This window comes from Actinophytocola sp. (assembly GCF_036378875.1).
Classification (GTDB): Bacteria; Actinomycetota; Actinomycetes; order Mycobacteriales; family Pseudonocardiaceae; genus Actinophytocola.
Genome location: NZ_DASUVO010000176.1, coordinates 106,379 through 121,718, shown reverse-complemented (window position 1 = coordinate 121,718; position 15,340 = coordinate 106,379). Strand labels below are relative to the sequence as shown.

The 15,340-nt window shown below is 69.8% G+C and carries 16 protein-coding genes; 10 read left to right on the top strand and 6 right to left on the bottom strand.

What is annotated here, in order from left to right:
- Positions 1 to 267: 267 nt before the first annotated feature.
- The 4 genes from VF106_RS50425 to VF106_RS50410 all read left to right on the top strand — a co-directional run bounded on the left by VF106_RS50425 (position 268) and on the right by VF106_RS50410 (position 5,919).
- Positions 268 to 1,404, top strand: coding sequence for a VWA domain-containing protein (locus tag VF106_RS50425; RefSeq protein ID WP_330847292.1), 1,137 nt, complete (start codon positions 268 to 270; stop codon positions 1,402 to 1,404).
- Entirely contained in the window at positions 1,401 to 3,284 is a 1,884-nt protein-coding gene (locus tag VF106_RS50420; RefSeq protein ID WP_330847291.1) for a YehQ family protein, read from the top strand. The genes VF106_RS50425 and VF106_RS50420 overlap by 4 nt, the downstream gene beginning before the upstream one ends.
- Before the next feature lie 47 nt (positions 3,285 to 3,331).
- Complete coding sequence (locus tag VF106_RS50415; protein WP_330847290.1) at positions 3,332 to 5,446, top strand: glycoside hydrolase family 15 protein; 2,115 nt, start codon at positions 3,332 to 3,334, stop codon at positions 5,444 to 5,446.
- Between the two features lie 62 nt (positions 5,447 to 5,508).
- Positions 5,509 to 5,919 (top strand): cupin domain-containing protein, encoded by a 411-nt coding sequence (locus VF106_RS50410; protein WP_330847289.1) that lies wholly within the window; start codon positions 5,509 to 5,511, stop codon positions 5,917 to 5,919.
- A gap of 37 nt (positions 5,920 to 5,956) precedes the next feature.
- Here the strand turns inward: VF106_RS50410 and VF106_RS50405 are convergent, their stop codons facing one another.
- Both VF106_RS50405 and VF106_RS50400 read right to left on the bottom strand, forming a co-directional pair.
- Complete coding sequence (locus VF106_RS50405; RefSeq protein WP_330847288.1) at positions 5,957 to 7,189, bottom strand: alpha/beta fold hydrolase; 1,233 nt, start codon at positions 7,187 to 7,189, stop codon at positions 5,957 to 5,959.
- Complete coding sequence (locus tag VF106_RS50400; RefSeq protein WP_330847287.1) at positions 7,186 to 8,088, bottom strand: LysR family transcriptional regulator ArgP; 903 nt, start codon at positions 8,086 to 8,088, stop codon at positions 7,186 to 7,188. Before VF106_RS50400 ends, VF106_RS50405 begins: the two co-directional genes overlap by 4 nt.
- Positions 8,089 to 8,154: 66 nt before the next feature.
- Between VF106_RS50400 and VF106_RS50395 the strand changes: the two genes are divergently transcribed.
- From VF106_RS50395 to VF106_RS50375, 5 genes are all read left to right on the top strand, one after another.
- Positions 8,155 to 8,763, top strand: a complete 609-nt coding sequence (locus VF106_RS50395) for a LysE/ArgO family amino acid transporter (protein WP_330847286.1) — start codon at positions 8,155 to 8,157, stop codon at positions 8,761 to 8,763.
- A gap of 61 nt (positions 8,764 to 8,824) precedes the next feature.
- Positions 8,825 to 9,289, top strand: coding sequence for a fluoride efflux transporter FluC (locus VF106_RS50390; RefSeq protein WP_330847285.1), 465 nt, complete (start codon positions 8,825 to 8,827; stop codon positions 9,287 to 9,289).
- Complete coding sequence (crcB, locus tag VF106_RS50385) at positions 9,286 to 9,642, top strand: fluoride efflux transporter CrcB (RefSeq protein ID WP_330847284.1); 357 nt, start codon at positions 9,286 to 9,288, stop codon at positions 9,640 to 9,642. The genes VF106_RS50390 and crcB overlap by 4 nt, the downstream gene beginning before the upstream one ends.
- A gap of 24 nt (positions 9,643 to 9,666) precedes the next feature.
- Positions 9,667 to 10,395 (top strand): thymidine kinase, encoded by a 729-nt coding sequence (locus VF106_RS50380; protein WP_330847283.1) that lies wholly within the window; start codon positions 9,667 to 9,669, stop codon positions 10,393 to 10,395.
- Between the two features lie 248 nt (positions 10,396 to 10,643).
- A complete protein-coding gene (locus VF106_RS50375) occupies positions 10,644 to 10,988 on the top strand; it encodes an RNA polymerase-binding protein RbpA (protein WP_330847282.1) in 345 nt (114 codons plus the stop codon).
- Between the two features lie 62 nt (positions 10,989 to 11,050).
- On the opposite strand, the gene VF106_RS50370 is transcribed toward VF106_RS50375, so the two are convergent.
- Positions 11,051 to 11,662, bottom strand: a complete 612-nt coding sequence (locus VF106_RS50370) for a Rossmann-fold NAD(P)-binding domain-containing protein (RefSeq protein WP_330847281.1) — start codon at positions 11,660 to 11,662, stop codon at positions 11,051 to 11,053.
- Positions 11,663 to 11,751: 89 nt separating this feature from the next.
- Here VF106_RS50370 and VF106_RS50365 point away from each other — a divergent pair, with 89 nt between their 5' ends.
- The gene (locus VF106_RS50365; protein ID WP_330847280.1) at positions 11,752 to 12,456 is read left to right on the top strand and encodes a chitinase; all 705 of its coding nucleotides are present in this window, start codon (positions 11,752 to 11,754) and stop codon (positions 12,454 to 12,456) included.
- A gap of 43 nt (positions 12,457 to 12,499) precedes the next feature.
- Here the strand turns inward: VF106_RS50365 and VF106_RS50360 are convergent, their stop codons facing one another.
- The 3 genes from VF106_RS50360 to VF106_RS50350 are packed head-to-tail and all read right to left on the bottom strand — an operon-like array spanning position 12,500 to position 15,321.
- Positions 12,500 to 13,246, bottom strand: coding sequence for a polyprenol monophosphomannose synthase (locus VF106_RS50360; RefSeq protein WP_330847279.1), 747 nt, complete (start codon positions 13,244 to 13,246; stop codon positions 12,500 to 12,502).
- 39 nt (positions 13,247 to 13,285) lie between these two features.
- The gene (lnt, locus tag VF106_RS50355; protein WP_330847278.1) at positions 13,286 to 14,875 is read right to left on the bottom strand and encodes an apolipoprotein N-acyltransferase; all 1,590 of its coding nucleotides are present in this window, start codon (positions 14,873 to 14,875) and stop codon (positions 13,286 to 13,288) included.
- A 59-nt stretch (positions 14,876 to 14,934) separates the two neighbouring features.
- Positions 14,935 to 15,321, bottom strand: a complete 387-nt coding sequence (locus VF106_RS50350; RefSeq protein WP_330847277.1) for a DUF5313 family protein — start codon at positions 15,319 to 15,321, stop codon at positions 14,935 to 14,937.
- Between the last annotated feature and the right edge of the window lie 19 nt (positions 15,322 to 15,340).

The following is a 15,340-nucleotide window of genomic DNA, read 5'->3' as shown; positions in this document are numbered from 1 at the left end:
TGGCGGTCTGGGCGTTGGCGTCCCAGGCGACGACGGCGTTGACGGCGTTCTCGGCGTCGGCCGCGCGACGGACGCGGGCGCGGCGGGCGACACCAGCGCGACCGGCAACACGAGTGTGAGAGCAGCGGCGGCAGGTCGCATGATTTGTTCCCCTCAGTCGTCGGGCGAAGAAATTCGCCCTTCGAGGACCGACCTACCACGGACCAATATCACCCACAACGAAAAGACCTGATTCGCCTCGCGGGTGGTGCACTACGCTCACCGGCGATGACCACACCCGATCCCACGCTCGAACGCTGGCGGCTCATTCTTGGCCGCGCGGCCAGCCAGTCCCTGGGCGCGGACGGCGAGGGCGAGGTCGTCGCTCGGGACGCGGCGCTCGACTGGCTGTACGGGCGGGACGAGGAGCTGCGGAACCGCGGGATCCGCCGTGGCGGTGCGCGACAGGGCGGGTCCGAGGAGTCCACTCTCACCACGGTCGACTGGCTCGACGACATCCACCGCCTCTTCCCGAAGGAAACCATCGAGCGGCTCGAACGTGACGCCGTCGAGCGCTACGAGATCACCGACATCGTCACCGACCCGACCGTCCTCGAACGGATCAAGCCCAACCAGACGCTCCTCCGCGCGGTGCTGCGCACCAAGCACCTCATGAACCCCGCCGTGCTCGAGCTCGCCAAGCGGATCGTCGAGGCGGTGGTGCGGGACCTGATGGAGAAACTGGCCCACGATGTCCGTCGAGCGTTCAGCGGTACGCGCAGCCGGCGACGGAGTTTGTCCAAACAGCGAAACAACTTCGACGCGAAACGAACCATCCGCGCCAACTTGCGGCACTACCGGGCGGACGAGGGTCGGCTCTACCTCGAGAAGGCGTACTTCGTCAGCCGGGTGCGGCGGTATGTGGACCAGTGGCAGGTCATCCTGGTCGTCGACCAGTCCGGGTCCATGGTCGACTCGGTCATCCACTCGGCGGTGACCGCCGCGTGCCTGTGGAGTCTGCCGGGCGTCAAGTCCCACCTCGTCGCGTTCGACACCAACGTCCTCGACCTCACCCGCGAGGTCGAGGACCCCGTCGAGCTGTTGATGAAGGTCCAGCTCGGCGGCGGCACCGACATCGCGCGTGCCGTGGCCTACGCGACCACCCTCGTCGAGAACCCGCGCCGCACGATCATGGCCGTCATCTCCGACTTCTTCGAGGGCGGCGACCCGCACCGGCTCGTGCGACTCGTCCGTGACCTGGTCGAGGAGGGCACGTATGTCCTCGGTCTCGCCGCGCTCGACGAGTCGGCCAACCCGACGTACGACCGCGAGCTGGCCGGTCGTCTCGTCTCGGTGGGTGCGCACGTCGGCGCCATGACGCCCGGCCAGCTCGCCGAGTTCGTCGCGGAGCACGTGGCACGGTGAGGACCGATCTCCTCGCGCTCACCGAACAGGCGCTCGTCACGCTCGCCAACCGCGGGCTGTTGAAACGCGCGACCCGCGACCTCGACGCCGGCGCAGGCCCGACCGTCACCACCGACGACGACGGCACGGTCCGCGGTCACTTCCCCGACGGCACCGAAACCGTGCTGCCCCAAGGGAAGGACGGCACGTGCAGCTGCGCGGCGGTGGGTTTCTGCCGCCACCAGCTCGCACTCGTCCTCGCCTACCAGCGCGCGCACGCCGCCCCGTCCGAGCTGGTTCGCTGGTCCCCCGGCGAACTGGCGGACGCACTGGAGCAGCACGTCCCGGCCGGTGTGCTCACCAAGGCACGCCGAGCTTTGGCCGCCGGTTTCCCCGCCCGGTTGCACCGGCCCACGCCCGAGCAGCCGGAGCCCTCGGCCGACCTCGGCACGTGCACGGTCCGCTTTCTCGTGCCGCACGACCTGAGCTACGTCCACGTCGACGGCACCCGGCAGGACGCGGTCGCGCTGGCCGTGTTGGCGTTTCGCGAGGCGGACGAAAAGGGGCTGACCAGCGACGATGTCGAACTCGACGTCGGTGGGCAACCCACCAGGGAAGTCCGCGGCCAGGGCGGCGTGGCCGCCGCGGTCGACCTCGCCACCGGTGTGCTCCTCGACGGCGCCATGCACACCGGAACCTCGCTCGCCCCGGCGTTCGCCCGCGCCGAACGCGAACTCGCCGACCTGCGGTACCCGCTGGCCGCGCTCGCGGACCTCGCCGACCAGCTCGCCGCGTACCGGGAACGGGCCGCGCACTACCGGCCGGAACGCGTCGCGGACGTGGTGGCCGAGCTCCACGCGCGGCACCGAGCGAGCAGCAACGGCGGCGCGACGCCGGCGTCCCGTGTGCTCGGCAGCGACGAACCCGAGGAGACACCGCTCAACCGCGTCCGCCTCACCGGCCTGGGCTGCCGGGTGACCACAGGCGCCGCCGAGGTGTACCTGGCCGACCCAGCAGGCACGGTGCTCGTGCTCAGAAAACGGTGGGACACCGACGAAACGGGCGCGGCACTGGCCAGACGGCGGCTCGGCGGCACGACACTTGCCGCGCTCGCGGCGGGCAACCTGGTGTCGGAGTCCGCGGCACGCAGTGCGAGCCGGGTGGTTCGGCTCGTGTCCAGCCGGGTGGGGAAGACGAGCGTCACCCCGTCGAACGGCACCTGGGACACGCTGCCCAGTCCGGTGCTGGTGCGGGATCTCGCCATGCTCGACAAGGCGCTCGCGAACCTCGCGCCGCGGCTGGTGCGTCCCCGGGTCGAGGCGGAACATCTCCGCGTGCTGGTCGTGTCCGAGGTGCTCGACATCGGCTACCACCCGGGCGACCAGCGCCTTGACGCGGTGATCACGGACGAGGCCGGCACGAGCGCGGTGCTCTCGGCGAGTTACCGGCCAACCGCCCCGGCCGCGCTCGACACCATCGACGCCGCGCTGCGGGCGGGTCCGCGGTTCGTGGCCGGAGCCGTTCGACGCACCAGAGGTGCGCTTGTCCTCGACCCGACCGCCCTCGTCGTGGACACCTCCGTGGTGGTGCCGGATCTCGCACCAGGCGACGGCAGCGCGGCACTCCACGGTGCGACGAGTACGCCGTCCGATCCGGTGACCATCGCCTTGGACGCCGCGCTCGGTGTGTGCGCGGAGGCCGCACATCGAGGACTACGCCACCTTCCTCCAGATTTCGAACAAAGAGTGGCGGAGGCCGTAGCAACGTTGCGTGAAACTGGACTTTCGAAGGCGTCCGCCGCACTTCACCGGTTCGCCATCGCACTAGGTCGGCCGGAAGCCGCGGTGAATGCCTGGCTCGACGCGCAGATTCGGCTCAGCACCACGGCAGACGCACGCTAAGTCCGCTCGTTATGCACACCATCGGCGGGTGAGGCACCGTATTCGGTGTGCGAACAACGGTGTTGTTGTCAGTCCTGGCGGTAGTCGCGGCGACAGGAGCGGCCCCGGTCGACGGAAGTGACGCCCCTGGCGCACCAGGCGCCGAAGCGGTGTACCAGCCCGCGGACAAACAGGGCTTCGGCACGGCACGTGGTGGTCCGGAGAGCCCGGTGTGGTTCACCGTGGGCGGCGGGCGGATGACCGAGGTGTTCTATCCCGACCTGAGCACGCCGGCGACGCGGGAGTTGGTTCTCGTGGTGACGGATGGCCGTTCGTTCACGGAACAAGTCCGCGGACGAACGGAGCAGGTCGGCGACCTTTCTTTCCGCCAGACCGCCAAGGGCACCGGTTGGAGCGCGGAAACCACGTACGTGACGGACCCGGCACGCGCGACGGTGCTGGTGGACGTCTCGTTCCGGGCACGTACGGCGCTGCGGGTGTACGCGCTCTACGACCCCGCACTGTCCCGCGAAGGCAACGACGACACCGCGCGGAGCGGCGACGCGCTGATCGCCTCGGACGCCGCGGCGTCGAGCGCGCTGGTCGCCGGTCACGGCTTCGGCGCGACGTCGAGTGGTTACCTCGGCACGAGCGACGGCTGGACCGACCTCGCGGACCACCGCATGGACTGGCGGTACCCGAAGGCGGGGCCGGGCAACGTCGTGCAGACGGGCGAGCTGCGCCTGGACGGCGTGCGGCACAAGAAAGAGACGCTCGCGCTGGGCTTCGGCCAATCCTCGAACCAAGCACTGCGAACGGCGAGGCAATCACTGTCGACGGGCTTCGCCCGGGCGGCCAAGCAGTACGCGAAAGGCTGGCGGGACTACGTTTCCGGCCTGCGTCGGCCGCCGTCCTCGGTGACGAGCGCCCATGAGCGGGCGGTGTACCGGAGCTCGCTGCTGGTGCTGGCGGCGTCGGAGGACAAGCGCAACCCCGGCGCCTACATCGCCGCACCGGGCTTCCCGTGGGCGTTCGGGTTCGACCGCCAGATCGCGCCGGAGTTCGGCTCGTACGCGCTGGTGTGGCCGAGGGACCTGTACCAGATCGCGACCGGTCTCCTGGCGGCCGGCGACAGCGCGGGCGCGAACCGGGCGCTGGACTACATGCTGGGCGTGCAGCAGCAGCCGGACGGTCATCTGGCGCAGAACACGCGCGTGACCGGCGAGCCCTACTGGACGAGCGTGCAGCTCGACGAGACCGCGGCGCCCATGTTGCTGGCCTGGCTACTGAACCGCACCGATCCGTCCACAATGGACGGACTGCGGAGGGCGGCGGAGTTCATGGTGAACTACCCGAACGCGCCGTTCACCGAGCAGGAGCGGTGGGAGAATCAGAGCGGCTACTCCCCCGCGACGATCGCGTCGGAGATCGCGGGCCTGGTGTGCCTCGCCGACCTGCTGAGCCGATCCGGCGACACGGCGGGCGCGGCCCGGTACCTGGCCATCGCGGACCGCTGGGCGTCCACTGTGGAGGATTGGACGGTCACGAGCACCGGTCCGCTGTCCGGTGATCCCTACTATCTGCGCCTGACGAAGGACGGCAACCCGAACGCGGGCACCACGTACAACCTGGGCGACAACAACGTTGGCGAGGTCGACCAGCGCGCGGTGGTCGACCCGAGCTTCCTCGAACTGGTCCGCCTCGGCGTCCGCCCTGCCGACGATCCCGTGGTGCGCAACACGATCGCGGTCGTGGACCGCGAGTTGGGCGAACGGACGCCGGCAGGGCAGCTGTGGCACCGCTTCACCGACGACGGCTACGGCGAGCAGGCGAACGGCGGGCCGTGGAACGTGATCTGGCCGGCGCCGACGCGTACGTTCGGCCGCCTGTGGCCGATCTTCGCCGGCGAGCGCGGCGAGTACGAACTGCTGGCGGGCGCCCCGGCCAGCGCTCGCGACCGACTGCGGACCATCGCGGCGACCGCGAACAGTGGCCTCATGCTGCCCGAACAGGTGTGGGACAACCAGGCGCCACCAGGTGTCCACCCGGGCACGGGCACCACGTCGGCGACACCGCTGGCGTGGACACACGCCCAGTACGTCCGGCTGGCGTGGTCGATCACAGCGGGCCACCCGGTCGAACAACCAACTGTGGTGGCGTGCCGCTACACGAACCGGTGCTGATGTGTCACAAACGGGGAAGCGGGCTTGTCCTTGGTGCGGACAGTCTCTGTTTGGAGGAATACATGAGCGCTGGGCCCGCACACCTGCCCCCAGGCGTCGAGGTGATCGAGACCCTGCCGGAGGCGACGGCCCGGATCCCGGCTGGCGCCGAGGCCAGGACCATCCGGGTCACCCTGTCGCCCGGTGACCCCGGCGCGCCGCCGCACCGGCACCCCGGGCCACTCTTCGGCTACGTGACACAGGGCGAGATCCTCTTCGAGTTGGAGGGGCAGCCGCCCCGGGTGCTCAAGGCCGGTGACGCCCTGTTCGAGCCCGGGGGCGACGTGATCCATTACCAGGGCGCCAACAACCTTTCGGACGCGCAGTCGCAGCTGGTGGTGACCATGTTCGCGCCGCCGGGCACCCCGGTGCTGACCGTGGTCAGCGCGGAGGAACTGGCCGAACGACGACACCTACGGGTTTCCCGGCCATGACGAGCACCCGCCGCCTTGGGTGGCCGAGCACGGCGGGTCAGGAAAGCATCGCCAGCAGCCGTGACATGACCTCACCGTCGCTGACGCGCAGACCGTCGTGCTGGTGGTCGGCCGTGTGCCACAGGCGCAGGTCGCCGATCCGCGCGGCGGTCTGCAGCGACAGCTCCCGGCTCACGTACATGTCCGTGTCGTACACGGCGGCCACCACCGGGACCTGGTTGCTCCGCAACCGTTCCACGTCGTAGAGGTCGGACCACTGTGGACGATCGGCCAGCTCGTCGGCCAGCGGGCGCAGCGGGGCCATCAGCGGGTCGTCGTCGAACATCCACGGGTAGATCATCTCGCCCGTGAAGTACACCGGCGCGTCGCCGGACAGCGCGGCGCGGGCGTCGAACGCCGGGAACTCCCCACGCACCCGCTGCGCCGCCCAGCCCGTCGCGCCGGCGCCCTGCGCGTATGTCGCCTCGTGCAGCAGGTAGTACAGCGGGTTCGCGGCCGTCGCCCACGACAGCGCGTCCTGTGCCGACAGCAGGAAGGCGTCCGAAAGCGACCCACCGGTGAACGGATCCTCCAGCAGGTAGTGGAGGCGCGCGCTGCCGTTCCGCGCTCCCAACATGTTGCCGACGGCCTGGAACGCCTCCACGGTGAGCCGGCGACCCGTCGGCAGCCGGACGTCCTCCGACAGCAGGTGCGCCGCGACCCGCCGTGCCTGCTCGACATCCGACGGGTAGGTCCGGTAGTGCGCCCGGTTCTTGGCCGTCACCACGGGATACAGCGTCCGGTACGCCCCGACCGCGTCCACGTGGAGCCCCGGAAGCCCGCCGGTCACCAGCGCCGCACGCAACCCCTGCCACGCGAACGACAGGTACGTCACCGTGCAGAATCCGCCGAAGCTCTGCCCCAGCACGGTCCACGGCTCGTCCCCGACGAGTGTCCACCGGATCTCCTCGGCGTCCCGCACGATCGCGTCGGCTCGGAAGTGGGTGAGGTAGTCGGCACCCCGCGACAGGGCGACCGCGCGGGTCACGGGTGTCGACCGGCCCGTGCCGCGCTGGTCAAGCAGCAGCACCCGGTAGTCCTTCAGCGCACGCGTCAACCAGCCCTCGTCGCCGATCGGGCGCGGCGCAGCGAAACCCGGTCCGCCGCCGAGGAACAGCAGCCACGGCAGGTGCGGATCGGCCGTGACCTCCCGTGCGTACACGGTGATCCGCTCGCCGTCCGGCCGGTCGTGATCCAGTGGGAGTTCGAAGGTGTGGTCGACGAACCTCATGAGGCGGCGCTCCGCAAGGACGTCGCCGCCGTCGCCGCGATCGCTTCGGCCACTGTGGACAGCGCGGGTGAGTCGAGCTTCCACTGCTGCCAGTACAGCGGCACGTCCACCGGCCGGTCGGGCGCGAACGACACCAGTTCCCCGGCGCGCAACCGCGGCAGCGCCTGTTCTTCCGGCACCATCCCCCATCCCAGGCCCGCCGCGACCGACTCCGCGAACGCCTCCGACGCCGGAACGTAGTGCCGCAGCTCGCTCGCGCGGTGCCCGCCGAGCGAGCGGACGAACGCGTCCTGCAGGTCGTCGCGGCGGTCGAACACCACGACCGGCGCTCGGGTCAGGTCGTCGAGCAACGTCCCGGTCAGCCATCGCGCGACGAACGCGGGCATCGCCGCGGCCAGGTACCGCAGGTTGCCGAGCCTGCGCACCGAGCACCCCTGCACGGGCGTGGCCGACGACGTCACCGCCGCCATCACGGTGCCTTCCCGGAGCAACGCCGTCGTGTGTTCCTGGTCCTCGCGGTGCAGTTCGAAGCAGACCGGCGGATCGGCGGGCACCCGCGCGAGCGCCGGCAGCAGCCACGTGGCCAGCGAGTCGGCGTTGACCGCGATCGACACCCGGACGGGCTCGCCGGCTCCCGCCATGCCCAGCTCGGCCCGCGCGTCCCGCTCCAGGGCGGTGATCCGCCGCGCGAACCGCACCACCACCTGCCCTGACTCGGTCAGCCGCACCGGTTTCGTACGCGTGACCAGCACGCTGCCGGTGCGCTGCTCCAGCGCCTTCACGCGCTGGCTCACGGCGGAGGGCGTCACGTGCAGAAGGCCGGCAGCCGCGTCGAACGTTCCCTCGTCGGCGACCGCGAGCAGCGTGCGGACCTGGTCGAGCGGGAGATTGGCCATCATGATCGCTAATGTTACCTAAGAATCCTTAGCTGTACTGATGGCACGAGTGTCCATAGCCTCGGGTTCATGACAGAGATCCTGCTCGCGGCGGCGGCTGGTTTCGGCACCGGCCTGTCGCTGATCGTCGCCATCGGAGCGCAGAACGCGTTCGTGTTGCGGCAGGGGATCCGCCGGCACGCCGTACTCGCCGTGGTGGCCATCTGCGCCGTGTCCGACGCCGTCCTGATCACGCTCGGCGTCGGCGGGGTGGGCGCCCTGGTGGTCGCGTTCCCCACCATGCTCACCGTCGTCGGCCTGGCCGGCGGCGGCTTCCTGCTGTGCTACGGGTTTCTGGCCGCGCGCCGCGCGCTGCGACCGTCCGCGATGGACCTCACCGCGGCGCCGGCCACGAACCGGGTCGTGCTCACCTGCCTCGCGCTGACCTGGCTGAACCCGCACGTGTACCTGGACACGCTGCTGCTGCTCGGCACGGTGGCCGCGCACCGCGGCGACCTGCGGTGGGCGTTCGGCGCTGGCGCGGTGCTGGCCAGCCTGTGCTGGTTCGCGGCGCTCGGCTTCGGTGCTCGCCTGCTGACCGGGTTCTTCGCCAGGCCGTCGTCGTGGCGGGTGCTGGACGGGCTGGTCGCGGCCACGATGGTCACGCTCGGGGTGGCTCTCGTGGCGGGCGCCGGCTGACCCGCGTGCGCTTGCCCACACCGGTCACGCGGGTGCACGGGCGCTGGGGTAGGAAACGAACATGCTGGTGCCCACCGACCCGGACGTGGACCTCCACGATCCGAAGCAACGAGGTGAGCTGTCGGCGGCACTTCTCGCCGTGATCGCGGCAGGAGGGGTGGTGGGTGCTCTCGCGCGCTACGGCCTGGCACATCTGCTGCCGCACGCTCCGGGCACCTGGCCGTTCGCGACCTGGCTCACCAACGTCAGCGGCTGCTTCCTGATCGGCGTGCTGATGGTGCTGGTCACCGAGGTTTGGCCGAACCAGCGATACCTTCGTCCATTCTTTGGAGTAGGGGTGCTGGGTGGCTACACGACTTTCTCCACGGCGATGGTGGACGTGCGGGACATGGTGACAGAAGGCGCGCCGGGGCTCGCGTTGCTGTACCTGGGCGGGACAGCGGTGACGGCCCTGATCGCGACCGCGGCCGGTTGGTTCGGCACCCGCGCGGTGGTGGTCCGGCGGCGTTCGGCGGTCAGCCCGTGAACGTGGTCCTGGTGGCCGCCGGCGCGGCGGTCGGCGCGCCGCTGCGCTACCTGCTCGACCGGTTCGTCCAGGCCCGGCACGACTCGGTGTTCCCATGGGGCACGCTCGCGGTCAACGTGGTCGGCAGCCTTGTGCTCGGCGTGCTCGCCGGCCTGCCGGCGACACCGGGTCTTTCCGCGCTGCTCGGGGTGGGTTTCTGCGGCGCGTTGACGACCTACTCCACCTTCAGCTACGAGACGCTCCGCTTGCTCCAGCAGCGGACGTACTTGCTCGCGACGCTGAACGCTGGAGTCTCTCTGGTGGCGGGCTTGGGCGCGGCGTACGTGGGGATCACGGTGGCCGCGGCCCTGTAGATAGGGTCTGCTGCCGTGGATCCCATGCCGACGCGTCTCAGTGACCCGACCGACGCACTGTCCTCGGTGCCCGCAGCCGGATCAAGGCGGGCCGCACCCGTCGTGGGACATCTGCGGTTCTACTACGGGCCGATGGACTGCGGTAAGTCCACACTCGCACTGCAGGTCGACCACAACCAGGCCAGGCAGGGGCGCAAGGGGCTGCTCCTGGTCCACCACGACCGGTCCGGCCAGCCGCAGATCACCAGCCGCATCGGCATCACCAGGCAGGCGATCGAGGTGCAGGCCGACGTCGACCTGCGCGTCCTGGTCCGCGCGCGGTGGGCCGCGGGCACGCGGGTCGACTACGTGATCGTCGACGAGGCCCAGTTCCTCACCCCCGACCAGGTGGACCAGCTCGCGGAGCTCGCCGACGACGTGCAGGTCGACGTCTACTGCTTCGGTATCGCGACCGACTTCCGCAGCCGGATGTTCCCCGGCTCGCGGCGGCTGTTCGAGCTCGCGGACGAGCTGGAGCCGGTCCAGGTGGACGTCCTGTGCTGGTGCGGGCTGCCGGCCCGGTTCAACGCGCGGGTGTCCGACGGCGTCGTCATACGGGCGGGCGACACAGTGCTCGTGGCGGACACGGACCGTGAATTACCTGATTCCGTTCCGGCGACTACCGTCCGTTACCAAGTGTTGTGTCGGCGACACTTCCGCGTCGGCGATCTCGGCCCGGCCGTCGCCGGACGCGGGCAGCTGAGCTTGACCTGACCGCCATCCTGGTGAACGTCTTGCACCAAGTGGGCGACGTCATAGAGCAATCCTCGGAGTCACGCGTCACGAACGTGTTTAAGACGCCTCTATACGGTGGAAGCTATAGAGGCAGGGGTTGCCGCGGGTCACCGTGAGCGACGGAGTGCGGTAGGTGGGAACGTTTGGGCGCACTCTGGCGTTGCTGATGGTGAGCACCACCCTTGGTTCCAGCCTGGCCGCTGTGAACCGAACGAAAGGACGTCGCCATGGCCGACCGTGTACTCCGTGGAAGCCGACTTGGCGCGGTCAGCTACGAGACCGATCGTAACCACGACCTAGCGCCACGGCGGACGATCCGCTACGCGTGTCCGAAGGACCATGAGTTCGAGGTCCCCTTCTCCGACGACGCCGAGGTTCCATCGATGTGGGAGTGCCGTCTGCACGGCACCTCGTCCAAGCTTATCGATGGATCCGAGCCAGAGACCAAGAAGGTCAAGCCGCCGCGCACGCACTGGGACATGCTTCTCGAGCGCCGGACCATCCCGGAGCTGGAGGACCTCCTGGCCGAGCGGCTACAGGAGCTGAAGGTTCGCCGCAGCCGTACCGCGTAGGCCGCGCTGGGCTGTGAACGCCGGATGCCACATCGGTTCGCCGATGTGGCATCCGGCGTATTTCAGCTGGCCAACGCGTAGTCCCTGACGAGCTGGCGTGCGCTGCGGAACAGGAAGACGACCCGCTCGTCGTCGAGATGCCGTGCCCCGTACCTGCCGGCCATGCGGCCGGCGCCGACGTGGCTGCGCATCTCCCCGTCGAGCACCCGGCCCTTCGGCGCGGTCAACACGGCGAGGTAGGCGCCGATGAACGCCTCCTGGACGTTCGCGCCGAAGACGAGCCGCCGGACGTTCGAGTGCAGGCCGTCGGCGCCGACCACGATGTCGAACCTTCGCGGGGCGTTGCGTTCGAACGTGACGAGATCGTCTTCGATGCTCGTGATCGAATCGTCGAAAACGTACTCGACGTCGGCGGTCGTCGCGTCGTAGTAGATCTCGCTGAGGTCGTCACGCATGATCTCGACGTGGCGATCGGACGCGGCGCCGAGGACCTTGGTCAGGTCCACGCAGACCGGTGCGTTCCTGCCCTCGCGAACGATCGTCAACCTCGTGGTCGCCGTCTTCGCCGCCTCGACGCGCGGCAGCACCCCCATGCGTTCGGTGATGTCCATCGCCGGACGGAACAGGTCGACCGCGTGTCCGCCCGTCTTGCGCAGCCGAGGAGCCCGTTCCACCCCGCGATCGCCACACTCTCTTGACTGGTTTAGACCAATTCTGGGATGGTTGATGACACTCCGAAGCGACCCTGCCCCGAGGAGTGACCATGAAGATCCGACTGACGGCGGCGCTGATCGCGTTCGCCTCGCTGCTGACGGCGGGCTCCGCCGTCGCTGACGTCACCCCGAAACGCACGTTCGTGGTGACGCAGGCGCAGTTCAACCAGATGTTCCCGAACAGGAACGCCTTCTACAGCTACAGCGGGCTGACCACCGCGATGGACAGCTTCCCCGCCTTCGCCGCCACCGGCAGCGACACCGTCCGCAAACAGGAAGCGGCCGCGTTCCTCGCGAACGTGCACCACGAAACGGGCGGACTCGTCCACATCGTGGAGCAGAACCAGGCCAACTACCCGCATTACTGCGACTGGAGCCAGTCGTACGGCTGCCCAGCGGGCCAGTCCGCGTACTACGGCCGCGGCCCGATCCAGCTGAGCTGGAACTTCAACTACAAGGCCGCCGGCGACCACCTGGGCATCAACCTGCTGAACGACCCGTGGCAGGTCCAGAACAACGCGGCCGTGTCCTGGAAGACCGCGCTCTGGTACTGGATGACCCAACGCGGCCCCGGCACCATGACACCCCACGCCGCGATGGCGAACCAGCGTGGCTTCGGCGAGACGATCCGAAGCATCAACGGCTCGTTGGAGTGCAACGGCGGCAACCCGGGTCAGGTGGAGAGCCGCGTCAGCAAGTACCGCCAGTTCACCCAGCAGATCGGCGTGCCGGCGGGCAGCAACCTGTACTGCTGAGGCAATACGACCGTCCTGGCCGGCGACGGGCCGGCCGGGACGGTCAGCGCCTGAACAGTGCCCTCACCTGGTTGCCGCGACGGCGCAGGCCCCACTTGGTCACGCGGATCAGCGCCTCGCGGACCACGTCGCTGCTCATCTTCGACACGCCGTGCTCGCGCTCGGTGAAGGTGATCGGGACCTCGACCACGGTGAAGCCGGCCTCGATGGTGCGCCAGCCCAGGTCGATCTGGAAGCAGTACCCGCGGGAGGCGACGTTGTCGATGCGGATCTTCTGCAGTGCCTCGCGGCGGTAGGCGCGGAAGCCCGCGGTCATGTCCTTCACACGCGCGCCGAGTGCGACGCGGGCGTAGGTGTTGGCACCCCAGGACAGCAGGTACCGGCTCTTGGGCCAGTTCACGATCTTGCCGCCGGGGACGTAGCGCGAACCGATGGCGAGGTCGGCGTCCCGCAGCGCGTCGAGCATCTTCGGCAGGTCCTCCGGCGCGTGCGAGCCGTCGGCGTCCATCTCCACCAGTACGGCGTAGTCGCGGTCCAGACCCCATGTGAAGCCCGCCACGTACGCCGCGCCAAGACCGTTCTTCTCGGTCCGGTGCATGACGTGGATCCGCTCGTCCTCGCTGGCGAGGCGATCGGCGATCTCGCCGGTGCCGTCCGGGCTGCCGTCATCCACGATGAGGGCGTGCGCGTTCGGCAGTGCGGCGCGTAGCCGGCTCACGATCCGCTCGATGTTGTCCCGCTCGTTGTACGTCGGGATCACCACGAGCACCGGCTCGAGCTGCTCCGCCATTCGTCACCCTCCTCGCCGGCGCCTTTCCGCGCCGGTCAGTCACTCAGTTCGGTCAGTTGCCTGCCGGCCGCGCCGCCGGATCATGATCGCGATGCCCAGCGCGCCCAGTCCGACGAGCACCATGGCCCACTCCGGGGCCGGGCCCAGTTGGTCCGACAGCGTAGTCGTCGACCGGAGCGGCACCCGCTCGACCAAGGCCGCGGCCGTGAAAAGGCCGGTCGACTGGGTGACGGAGCCGTCCGGGCGGACGAAGGCGCTCACTCCGCTCGTCGCCGCCACCGCGACCGTGCGCCCGTGCTCGACGGCACGCACCCGGTCCATCGCGAGCTGCTGGTAGGTCATCTCCGTCCAGCCGAACGTCGCGTTGTTCGTCGGCACGGCGAGGATGTTGGCGCCCGCCACGGACTCACGCACCACGTCGTCGAACGCGACCTCGTAGCAGGTCGCGATGCCGACGCGGGCGTTGGCCATCTTGAACACGACCGGTTCGGTGCCCGGCACGAACTTGCCCGCGCGGTCAACGGCCGAGGTGAAGATGCGGAAGAACCCACGCCACGGCATGGTCTCGCCGAACGGTTGCAGCTTCCGCTTGGTGTACTGGTCGATCGGGCCGCGCTCCGGGTCCCACAGCAGCACCGTGTTGCGGGGCAGGTCGTCGTCACCGACCAGCACGGAGCCGACGGCGATCGGCGTGCCGATCGCGCGGGCCGCGTCGTTGATGGCCGACCACGCGTCCGGGTTGCGGTAGGGGTCGATGTCCGACGAGTTCTCCGGCCAGATCACCAGGTCGGGCTGCGCGACGCGACCGGCGCGGACGTCCCGCGCGAGCTGCTCGGTGCGGGCCACGTGGTTGTCCAGCACCGCCCGGCGCTGGGCGTTGAAGTCGAGTCCGGCCCTCGGCACGTTGCCCTGGATGACCGCGACGGTCGCCTCACCGTCGTTCGCGTCCGTGCCGACGAGCGGCAACGCGCCGAACGCCGCGACCACCGGCAGCGCGAACGCCACCACGGGGGCGACGATCCGGCGGGGCCTGCGGTCGACGAGCAGCGTGCGCACCAGTGCCGTGAGCCCGAACCCGGTCATGGTGACCGCGAGCCCGATCAGCGGGGTGCCGGCGATCGCGGCCAACGGCAGGAACACGCCGTCGGGTTGTGTGAACGCGAGCTTGCCCCACGGGAACCCGCCGAACGGGAACAGCGAGCGCAGGTACTCCCCGGCGACCCAGACGAACGCCGCCCACACCGGCCACGCCGGCAGCACGCTCACCGCGGCGATCCCGGCGCCCGCGAGCCCGAGGAGCGCGGCCTCGGCGAGGCTCAGCGGCAGCCACGCGACGGCGCCGACGAACTCGCCGGTCCACGCGAGCAGCGGGACGAAGTAGCCGAGACCGGCGCACAGCGTGTAGCCGAACCCGGCGCGGGCGCGGCGGCGGTAGATCACCGCGCCCAGCATCGCGATGCCGACCGGCGCGAGCCACCAGAGCGTACGGGGCGGGTTGCTGAGGTAGATCAACACCCCGGCACCGGCCGAAACCAGGACACGCAGAAGCACGTTTCGCCAGGCAGGCGCGCTTACGTCCGATTTGTCGGACAGTGCCGGCTCGTCCGGCGAGACAGCGGGTGCGATCACCCGGCAAGCGTACGGGGTGCCGTGTTCACTCGGCGTTCCAGCCAAATCTGGCCCCAGGATCAGGGTGCCGTGCGGTGGCTGGCGGCGTAGCGGGCACGCTCCGCCGCCTCCTTCTTCTCCTTGCGGGCGTCGCGGGTGGCGCGGGCTATGCCGTGCTGGTAGCCGTGCTTCACTGCGCGCAGTTCGCAGCTCTCCTCCACGTACGACAAGGAGAAGTAAACGCCGACGATGGCCACCAGCAGCACCATCGCCAGTCGCAGCGCCAGTGGACCGGGGAACAGCAGGCATCCGGCGCCTATCGGGGCGAGGATCACCCCACCTCGGGCCGCGTGCCGCAGCACCCAGGTCCTCGCGGTGACGTCGTGGAGCACCCAGGGAGCCAGACGGGCGGGCAATCGGCCACCTACCGCGTACCACAGCCACTGTGCCGGGTTCGGTCGCTTCATACTTAGTAGTCTAATGTTT

Bases quoted from the DNA above. Each gene is read 5' to 3' on its own strand.
- VF106_RS50425 (WP_330847292.1), top strand. From the start codon at position 268: ATGACCACACCCGATCCCACGCTCGAACGCTGGCGGCTCATTCTTGGC.
- VF106_RS50410 (WP_330847289.1), top strand. From the start codon at position 5,509: ATGAGCGCTGGGCCCGCACACCTGCCCCCAGGCGTCGAGGTGATCGAG.
- VF106_RS50405 (WP_330847288.1), bottom strand. From the start codon at position 7,189: ATGAGGTTCGTCGACCACACCTTCGAACTCCCACTGGATCACGACCGG.
- VF106_RS50400 (WP_330847287.1), bottom strand. From the start codon at position 8,088: ATGATGGCCAATCTCCCGCTCGACCAGGTCCGCACGCTGCTCGCGGTC.
- VF106_RS50395 (WP_330847286.1), top strand. From the start codon at position 8,155: ATGACAGAGATCCTGCTCGCGGCGGCGGCTGGTTTCGGCACCGGCCTG.
- VF106_RS50390 (WP_330847285.1), top strand. From the start codon at position 8,825: ATGCTGGTGCCCACCGACCCGGACGTGGACCTCCACGATCCGAAGCAA.
- VF106_RS50380 (WP_330847283.1), top strand. From the start codon at position 9,667: ATGCCGACGCGTCTCAGTGACCCGACCGACGCACTGTCCTCGGTGCCC.
- VF106_RS50375 (WP_330847282.1), top strand. From the start codon at position 10,644: ATGGCCGACCGTGTACTCCGTGGAAGCCGACTTGGCGCGGTCAGCTAC.
- VF106_RS50365 (WP_330847280.1), top strand. From the start codon at position 11,752: ATGAAGATCCGACTGACGGCGGCGCTGATCGCGTTCGCCTCGCTGCTG.
- VF106_RS50360 (WP_330847279.1), bottom strand. From the start codon at position 13,246: ATGGCGGAGCAGCTCGAGCCGGTGCTCGTGGTGATCCCGACGTACAAC.
- VF106_RS50350 (WP_330847277.1), bottom strand. From the start codon at position 15,321: ATGAAGCGACCGAACCCGGCACAGTGGCTGTGGTACGCGGTAGGTGGC.